Annotated in this window: 6 protein-coding genes; 4 read left to right on the forward strand and 2 right to left on the reverse strand. The window is 36.8% G+C overall.

Annotation, left to right across the window (positions count from 1 at the left end; translation table 11 throughout):
- Positions 1-49: 49 nt before the first annotated feature.
- The 4 genes from L654_RS0108295 (at position 50) to L654_RS0108310 (ending at position 6181) form a co-directional block, all read left to right on the forward strand.
- The gene (locus L654_RS0108295; RefSeq protein ID WP_024607764.1) at positions 50-862 is read left to right on the forward strand and encodes a DUF3025 domain-containing protein; all 813 of its coding nucleotides are present in this window, start codon (positions 50-52) and stop codon (positions 860-862) included.
- Positions 859-1647, forward strand: coding sequence for an ATP-binding cassette domain-containing protein (locus L654_RS0108300; RefSeq protein ID WP_007586825.1), 789 nt, complete (start codon positions 859-861; stop codon positions 1645-1647). The genes L654_RS0108295 and L654_RS0108300 overlap by 4 nt, the downstream gene beginning before the upstream one ends.
- On the forward strand, positions 1640-2848 hold the full coding sequence (locus L654_RS0108305; protein ID WP_008171197.1) for an ABC transporter permease: 1209 nt from the start codon (positions 1640-1642) through the stop codon (positions 2846-2848). The genes L654_RS0108300 and L654_RS0108305 overlap by 8 nt, the downstream gene beginning before the upstream one ends.
- Before the next feature lie 273 nt (positions 2849-3121).
- Positions 3122-6181, forward strand: a complete 3060-nt coding sequence (locus tag L654_RS0108310) for an ATP-binding protein (RefSeq protein WP_024607765.1) — start codon at positions 3122-3124, stop codon at positions 6179-6181.
- A gap of 25 nt (positions 6182-6206) precedes the next feature.
- Here the strand turns inward: L654_RS0108310 and L654_RS0108315 are convergent, their stop codons facing one another.
- Both L654_RS0108315 and proS read right to left on the reverse strand, forming a co-directional pair.
- A complete protein-coding gene (locus L654_RS0108315) occupies positions 6207-7040 on the reverse strand; it encodes a UDP-2,3-diacylglucosamine diphosphatase (protein ID WP_024607766.1) in 834 nt (277 codons plus the stop codon).
- A gap of 361 nt (positions 7041-7401) precedes the next feature.
- The coding region (proS, locus tag L654_RS0108320) for a proline--tRNA ligase (RefSeq protein WP_024607767.1) at positions 7402-8387 on the reverse strand (986 nt) is incomplete at its 5' end.

The raw sequence follows: 8387 nt of genomic DNA on the forward strand, positions 1-8387 counted from the left end.
TTGCGGTAAACTTCTCGTAAATTATAGGCATAAATAGTTAAAGGTTTAAATGAAGCGTTTTACTCCCCCCGAGCAGTGGCAAATCAGTAGTTTAGAAACAGGTGCATTTGCGCATTTACGTGAGCTGTTTAAAGTTAACGAACTAACAGATTGGCCGGCGCCGCAGTGGTTTTCTCCATTTTTAACCGCTATTAATGCGAATAATATTCCTATTACTTTTAAAGATGATGCAAAGGTAGACTTTGGCGATCGTTATTACGAACAAGTTATTTTTGAAACGGGTGTTGTACCTACACGCAGTGAGAATTGGCATGACTTATTTGGTGGCTTTATTTGGTGTTTATTTCCTAAAACCAAAGCACTTATTAACCAGCGTCATGTGCAAGATATAGCTGAACATGGATTACAACAGCGTACTAAGCATCGTAATGCGCTAACGCTCTTTGATGAATGTGGTGTTGTATTAGCTATAAGTGATAGTAAATGGCAGCAGTGGCTTTGCGATCATCAATGGAAAACAGCATTTGTTGAACACAAACATGAGTGGGGTAAAACAATAAAACCTTTTATGTTTGGTCATGCAAATTACGAAATGCTTACTAAACCTTATATAGGCTTAACAGGTAAAGCGTTATTTGTTTGTGTACCTAATGAAATATTTTGTAAAGATTTAGTAACTCAATACCAGTACCTTGACCAAGCCCTTTATGAGATGATTAATACAGATAACTGCTTAGCTGATAACAAACAGCTTTCACCACTGCCTTTATTAGGTGTTCCAGGCTGGCATGACGAAAACAAAGACGACTCTTTTTACAACAATACAGATTATTTTAGAGCGAAACGAAGGATACGAACATGATAGAAGTTGCTGGGCTTAAAAAGAAATTTAAGCTAACTAAAGATCACAAAAAAAATAAAATAGACGACATCGACCCTCGTGAAGATAAAGATTACTTTCACTCAGTACGAGATGTGAGTTTTAGCTGCGCAAAGGGTGAAGTACTTGGGTTGCTAGGCCCAAATGGTGCGGGTAAAACGACTACACTTAGAATGATTTCAACCGCGTTAAAGCCCGATGAAGGCTCAATAACAATTGCCGGAAACGACATTGTAAAAAAACCGCTACTGGGACGTAAGTCTATCGGTTTTTTATCGGGCTCTACCGGTTTGTATGGCCGCTTAACTGTAAAAGAAAACATAGAGTATTTTGCAAAGCTCCACGGTATGAGCAAAAGCGATATTGCATCGCGTTGTGATGAGCTATTTACATTGCTTGATATGCATAAGTTTGTAGATAAACGCGCAGAAAACCTATCAACAGGTATGAAGCAAAAAGCAAATATAGCGCGTGCTGTTGTGCATCGCCCAGCAGTTGTTGTGCTTGATGAGCCAACAACGGGTCTCGATATAATGACCACGCAAACCGTTATTCAATTTATTAAAGGCTTAAAGGCGCAAGGTACACCTGTTATTTTTTCGACCCATCATTTAGATGAAGTTGCACTTTTATGTGACCGAGTCGCTGTAATTAACGAAGGTATTAGCTGCTTCGACGGAACAGTAGATGAATTTAAACAAGCAGGTAATAGTGATGAGCTTAATCAAGCGTTTATGAACATATTAACGGAGAAACATGATGTTTGAGGTATTTAAAAAGGAATTAAGAGAGTTATTACGCGACAAAAAAACGCTATTATTTGTTGTTGCGCTCCCTGTCGCTATATTTCCGTTATTGTTTGCCGTAATGGCATTTATAAGCTCACAAGCAGCGATGGATGCAGAACAAAAAGTAAATACGTATGCCATTATCAATGGTGAATACGCACAAGAATTTACTGACAAAGTGTTTTATCACAAAAGTTTTGAGCTTTATAAAGGGGCTAAAACCTTCAATAACATTGAAGAGCTCAAAGCTGGCGTTATAGCTGGCGATATTGATATGGGTATTTATTTACCAAGCCATGCTGAGCAAACACTAGATAATGGTGAACAAAGTCAGTGGCAGGTTGTATTTAACGATTCAAAATCTATCAACTTTTTATTCGAACGCGTCAAAGAGCTCGCAAAAGAATACAGTGACGTGCTGCAAACTCAAAAGCTAATCAGTTTTGGTATTGAAGAGTCTGTTCAAAAATCCATTCTTAACCCAATTGAAGTCATTAAAGTAGATACAGCCGATAAACGTGAAAACCTTGGCGAAAAAATTGGCGGGTTTTTACCTTACTTACTTATACCATTAGTACTAATGGGGGCTACTTATCCCGCTATTGATTTAGGCGCTGGCGAAAAAGAACGCGGCACACTAGAAACACTCCTACTTACACCTATTACGCGTACAGAGCTGGTGCTTGGTAAATTTATAACTTTGTTAACTACATCCATTGCCTCCACAACCATAACGGTCTTGAGTATGGGCTGCTGGATAGCACTGGCGTTAGCATTTGCTGATCTTGATTTTATTAAAGCGGCATTTAGTACATTAGCGGTAACCGATTTACTGATGATATTTGTACTGCTACTACCTGTGGCTGCTATATTCTCAGCCTTAGCTTTGGCTATATCTATTTATGCACGTACGTTTAAAGAAGCGCAAAACTACATGGCTCCGCTTAGCATGGGTGTATTTTTCCCTATTATTATTTCAATAATGCCAAATATGGAGCTTACTGCTAAAACAGCATTCATTCCTGTTACAAACGTGGCTTTAGCGATTAAAGAAATAGTAAAAGGGACTGTTGATTACACATTTGTGGGCTTAATATTTTTAGCTACTGCAATCATTGCGGCTGGTCTACTGGCATTTTGCGTTAAATGGTTTAACAGAGAAGATGTACTATTTAGATAATATAGATTTAGCACTCTAAAAATATAAAAGGTAGCATTGGCTACCTTTTATATTTTAAAGGGATAATCGGTTGAAACAACTACTTTATAAGCTGCGTGAGTCAATACGGGAACGCGCATTCATTTATAATTCATATAGAGAGTGCGCTCTAAATAAAACTAATGATTTAGTCTTTTTATTATAAAAATTATAACGATAACTGATTAGTTAGATGGTCCAATTCTTTCGTTAATGCTCTATACTAATAACAATAAAAATTTATGGTGAAGGTAAATGTTGAAAAAGAATAATTTTTTGAATGTGACAAAAAATAATAGACTAATGCTCGTTGCAACAATAATATTTGTTCTTATAGCTTTACCATCTCTGTATTTGTTTGACCAAAAAGTAAGAAGTGATGTTTATAATTCAGCCCAAATAGAATTAAAACGTGAGCTTGAAACAAAAAGCCTTTCACTAAAAAACCATCTTAAAGATAGTGTTACCGCTATTCGCTTTTTAGACGCAACGCCCCCGATTAAAGGCATTACTCGCGCCACTGAAAACAAGAAAATAGATCCCTTGTTAGGCACGCACATTGACGTTTGGGAAGAACGCTTAGCGAGTATTTTTAGTGGTTTTATGCGCACAGATGACAGCATACTTCAGGCTCGCTATATTATTCTCGCAGATGGTGGACAAGAAGTTGTCAGGGTTGATAGAAACCAACTCGGAGAAATTAATCGACTGCAAGGCCTGCAATTACAAAAGAAAGGCCAACGCGATTACATGATAAAAGCGAGTATGCTCGATAATAAAAGTGTTTATATTTCTCCTATTAACTACAACCGTGAAAATGGGCAGATACAAGAACCTTATATAAGTACTTTTCGTGTAGCTAAGCCTGTTTTTGATGAAAAAAATAAAATTTTTGCAATATTAGTCACTAACTACTTTGCTGATAAATTAATAAAAAGTTTAACGGTTGAATCTCCACAAGGAACACAAATTTACCTAATGAATAATGAAGGTGAATTTTTATATCATCCAAACCCTCAATTACGCTTCGGTTTTGAATTTAATAAAGCACAAACATGGACTGAAGAATTTTCTACTGCAACCACAATGGCAGAGCAAGGCACTTTACCGCTAAGTAGTTACCCAATTGCTTACACGTTAAAAAAGCGTATTTCGCTTGATGGTGATATTGCCATGTTACCTTTAGAGCTTGGTGTAAGTGTTGATACTAAAACGTTGTTTGCAAAGGTGAACGAAAGGCGTCAAAACTTTATTGCAATGCTAGTAGTATTTTTTAGCGTATTTTTAGTTATTGCCTTTTTATACCAACGTTTTATAAACCGTAAGTTGTTAATTAATTCTCTAAAAGAGCAAAACAATAAAGTAATAGAAAATTCTCTGGATGCTATTTTTACAATTGAGCAAAACGGCGAAATTGTTCACTTTAATAATACAGCTAAAGAAATTTTTGGTAATTCAATCTCAGGCACTAGCCCTGACTTTGTTTCTTTATTTAACTTAAATGAAGCCGATAATAACTGTATAGAAGAGACTATTTCAAACGGAGCAAAAATGCCTTTTGAAGCTATCTACACAGATGGTTATGGCAACAAACAATACTTTTCAATTACGCTCAGTAGTATTTTTGATGTCTACAATAACCGTTATCAGGTAGCGGCTATTTTAAGAAATATTAGCTCATTAAAAAATACTCAATCAGAGCTTGAAGGCTTAAACAGTACTTTAGAGCTAAAAGTATCACAAAGGACTGTTGAGCTAGAGCGCGCAATTGATCAAGCATTAGCAGCGAGCCAAGCAAAAAGTGACTTTGTAGCAAATATATCTCACGAAATACGCACACCGATGAATGGCGTTTTGGGTATGCTTGAAATGCTCAAAGAAGATGGCTTAAGTGAACAACAATACCATTACTTAAAATTAGCTAATAGCAGTGCTAACTCTCTGATGAATTTGATTAACGATATTCTCGATTTTTCTAAAATAGAAGCGGGTAAGCTTGATATTGATAATCATACATTTGATGTTGTTACAGTATGTAGCGATATGATTAGCTCTTTAGCGTTACAGGGCCAGCGCAAAGGTCTTGAAGTGTTTTTAGATACAAAAGATGTAGTAGATAGAATGGTTATTGGCGACAGCCATCGACTTAAACAAATTTTAATTAACTTAGTTAATAATGCATTTAAATTTACTCACCGAGGTGAAGTAAGTTTAACTGTCGGCTCTAAGTACATTACCGACTCAAAGTTATTAATGAGCTTTACAATAAAAGATACCGGAATTGGTATAGCGCCAGAGAACATAGACAAACTATTTGAAGTGTTTACACAAGAAGATTCAAGTACAACCCGTCATTTTGGTGGTACAGGCTTAGGCTTATCTATATGTAAAAAACTTGCTCAGTTAATGGGTGGTAATATTACGGTTATAAGTGAAAAGGGTGCTGGTAGTACCTTTACCGCAACAGTTGAGCTACATGTAGCACAAGAGAAAAAGCTAAACACAGGTATTGAACTTGCTACAAGTATTAACGTAGCGGCATTAATAGCGCGCGATAACGTTTATAAAAACGTGTGCGATTTATTGCTACTAACCTGTAAAGTAAATGCAGAAAACATTGTAAGACTCGACTACTTTAGTGAGCATAAAGAGTTTGAAGCTGACTTATTATTGATTGACGATGAGCATCCTCAAATTGATGCGTTAATTGATTACTGTAAGCAGTTTAATAAAAAGTACGTCTTAATTTTACGCGACATGGTGACCGATAAACCGACTAAAATGATATTACCTGAGGGTAGCCACATTCTAAATAAACCGCTTACCCAAGATCAATTTAGCTATAAGTTAGCCAGCTTATTTGGTGCCAGTAATGATTGTATTATAGCGCCACCAAAAGGCTTAACAGAAGAACAAGTAGAGCCTGACTTATCTGCTTATCATATATTATTAGTAGACGATAATATGATTAATATTGAAGTTGCTAAGGCGATTTTAAAACGCACTAAAGTAAAAATCACCTGTGCATCAGACGGTGTAGAAGCATTAGAAGCATTGAGAGAAAACACAGAGCAAGCTTTTGATGTTATTTTAATGGATTGCCAAATGCCTAATTTAAATGGCTACGATACAACAAGTGAAATCAGAAATAGTAAGGCCGGGGTAGACTACACTTACATACCTATTATTGCTATGACAGCAAGCGCGATGGAAGGTGATAGAGAACGTTGTTTAACTGCAGGCATGAACGACTATATTACTAAACCAATCAAGCCAAGAACGCTGAAAGATAAGTTAATCACCTGGCTAAGTTAATCGTGATTAAATGAGAATCAGCTGCTTATGCAGCTGATTCTTTTGGTTTAGCATCCGTTGATATATTTAACTTTGTTATGTCGGCGCTATCGAGTACGGTTTGTGTGTCTGACCAATGTAGTAATTCAATTTTTCCATCTTGCTGCTCTACCAGCGCCGTACAACTCTCAATCCAGTCTCCATCGTTACAATACATAATTCCGTCATCTACTTTTATTTTGGGATGATGAATGTGTCCACAAATAATACCGTCTACGTTTTGTTTTTTAGCTTCATGAATTGCGGCATCTTCGAAGGCTTTAATCGCTTCACGTGCTTTGTGTACGCGAGCTTTTATCCATGATGCAAGCGAGTAGTAATTACCACCAAATAGCTTTCGAATACGATTGGTCCAGCGGTTTAAAAATAATAAAAAGTCGTACCCTGCATCACCCGCGATACTAATAAGTTTGTTATAGCGTGTCGCGGAATCAAAATCATCACCGTGTACGAGTAAAAAACGTTTATTAGCTTTAGTGGTGTGAATAAACTGCTGGTGGATTTCAATACCAAATAACGTTTGATTTATATAGTTTCTAAACGTTTCGTCATGATTACCGGGAATATAAATGACGCGTGTACCGCTAGCTGCTTTTTTTTGTATAGAGTTTAATACTTGATAATGCGAAGGGTGCCAATAAAACTGACGTTTCATTGACCATAAATCAATAATATCACCCACTAAATAAAGTGTGTCGGATTCTACCGAGTTTAAAAAATCGAGTAAGTAATCTGCTTTACAGTCTTTGTAACCTAAATGAACATCAGATATCCAAATAGCAGGGTAGTGTTGCTTCTTAGTGTTTGCGCCATTACTCATTTTCATTCCCTAAAGTATCGAGTGTAATAGTTAAATAACCAGAACTTTGGTTAAGAGATTTACTAAGGTATTGAATCATGGTGATATTTAAATTTATTTTCTCTAGCCAGAGATTTTCAGTGAAAACAAGGCGAATTTACGCGTCAATAGCGAGCCTATTGCAAGTAAATTCAACGCAGTTAGCGCTGAAAATAGCTGCTCGAGATAGATTTATTATCCAGAGTTCAGGTTAAATACTTTAGGGAATAAAAATGACAATTATACGACAGTAATACTAAAGCCAAATAACACACATAAAATTTAGGTATAAAAAAACCGCTTTTAAAAAGCGGTTTTAAAATTACTTATAAGTATTTTTAGCTTAACCTTTAACGGCTGCTTTAATTGCATCAATTGCTGTATCGATATCAATCATTAGCTTTTCACCTGTACGGCGGTTTTTAAGCTCAACTTTGTTTTCGTCAAGGTTACGCTCACCAATTACTAGCGTAAATGGCACACCAATGAGTTCCATATCGTTAAACATAACACCAGGGCGCTCTTTACGGTCATCAAATAACACATCAAGACCAGCATCTTTTAAACCTTGGTAAAGGTTATTTGCAATATCAGGAATACGATGCGATTTGTGCATGTTCATTGGAACAATTGCTAAATCGAATGGCGCGATTGATTTTGGCCAAATGATCCCGTATTGATCGTTGTTCTGCTCAATAGCAGCAGCAACAATACGTGAAACACCAATACCGTAACAACCCATAGTCATGGTTTGGTTTTTACCACCTTCGTTTAATACACCCGCTTTCATCGCTTCTGAGTATTTAGTGCCAAGTTGGAAAATATGACCTACCTCAATACCACGTTTAATTTGTAAAACGCCTTGGCCACATGGGCTCATATCGCCTTCAACAATATTACGAATATCAGCAACTTCGTAATCAGTTACGTCACGATCCCAGTTAATACCGCTGTAATGCTCATCGTCTTTATTTGCACCGGCAACAAAATCAGCAAGTATGTTAGCTGCTCTATCAACAATAATAGGCATAGATAAGCCGACAGGGCCTAATGAGCCAGGTTTTGCGCCAATAGCAGCAACAATATCTGTCTCTGTTGCCATTTCAAGCGGAGAGTCTACTAATGGGTGCTTTTCAGCTTTTAGTTCATTTAATTCGTGATCGCCACGCAGTACTAAGGCTACTAAACCGCGTACTTCGTTTTCATCAGGCGTACCATAAACAATTAACGTTTTAACACCTCGATGTGGCTTAACACCGTAGTGTTTTTTAAGCTCGTTAATCGTTTTAGCGTCAGGAGTTGGAAACGCTTTAAGCTCTTTTGATGCTT

Source organism: Pseudoalteromonas sp. TAB23 (assembly GCF_000498075.1).
In the GTDB taxonomy this organism is placed as follows: domain Bacteria; phylum Pseudomonadota; class Gammaproteobacteria; order Enterobacterales; family Alteromonadaceae; genus Pseudoalteromonas; species Pseudoalteromonas arctica.